Here is an 898-nt window from a genome sequence, read left to right on the forward strand (position 1 = left end):
TATCTAAGCTTAGAACGCTGACTCCCCCTTGACCTCTTCAATCTCCGAAACCACCGCTTAGCAGGCCTCTCCGTCGCCTAAATTCAACTTTTGTCAGTCAACCAGCCCTTGACCTGTATGGGTTTGAGAGAATGGAGAATAGGAGATTCGAACTCCTGACCTCTGCGGTGCGATCGCAGCGCTCTACCAACTGAGCTAATTCCCCGTATTTAGCTGTGCGATGCACCGTAACGGTGCGATTGGCCTGCGGCCACCCTGGCGGGAACGCAGCGCTCTACCAATTGAGCTAATTCCCCTAAACCATCAGCATTCTACCAAAACCCTCGCCTACTTCTTCCCCCGGTGCTTGGCCGATCGCCGCTTATTCCCCGGTGGCGTCCGGTGCGCGCCGAAGTACTTCTCGCTGCGGTAGCGCAGCCACACCCTGAGGGTCTGAGGAATCTGGTCCTTCTGCTCTTTGGTCAGGGTGTTGTAGAGCGCCAGCGCCTTTTCCCGCTCGCCCCGGCAAGCGGCATTGTTGTGGGCATCCCAGTAGCTGCGGGCCAGGCGAATGCGGCGGCACACTTCTTTGACTAGGGCTGGGCCTTCTAGAGGAGAATCTGGCATGGTGGGTGTCGGGTGTTGGGTGTCGGGTGTCGGGTGTCGGGCGGCGGGTGTCGGGTATTGGGTGTCGGATGTTGGGTGTCGGATGTTGGGTTTTCAGGGGTGGGTCGGTATTGGATGTTGGCTAGTTGGCTATCGGGCCTGAAACCTAAAACCTGAAACCTAAAACCTGACACCTGAAACCTAAAACCTGAAGTGAACCCTTAGATTCGGACAGTAGATCAAGGGAATTAAGAGATCTACTCTTTTATATCATGCTTTTTCTTTTGTTGTTCATTCCATTTTTGTTCGTATT

The 898-nt window shown here is 54.3% G+C and carries 1 protein-coding gene and 1 tRNA gene; both read right to left on the minus strand.

Features of this window, described 5'->3' with window-relative positions; translation table 11 throughout:
- Window positions 1-132: 132 nt before the first annotated feature.
- Window positions 133-205 (minus strand) — tRNA-Ala (locus tag NF78_RS27825).
- 122 nt (window positions 206-327) lie between these two features.
- A complete protein-coding gene (locus NF78_RS27830) occupies window positions 328-606 on the minus strand; it encodes a hypothetical protein (protein ID WP_035995085.1) in 279 nt (92 codons plus the stop codon).
- Between the last annotated feature and the right edge of the window lie 292 nt (window positions 607-898).

This window comes from Leptolyngbya sp. KIOST-1 (genome assembly GCF_000763385.1).
Lineage (GTDB): Bacteria > Cyanobacteriota > Cyanobacteriia > Phormidesmidales > Phormidesmidaceae > Nodosilinea.

Coding starts and splice junctions, on each gene's coding strand:
- NF78_RS27830 (WP_035995085.1), bottom strand. CDS start 606: ATGCCAGATTCTCCTCTAGAAGGCCCAGCCCTAGTCAAAGAAGTGTGC.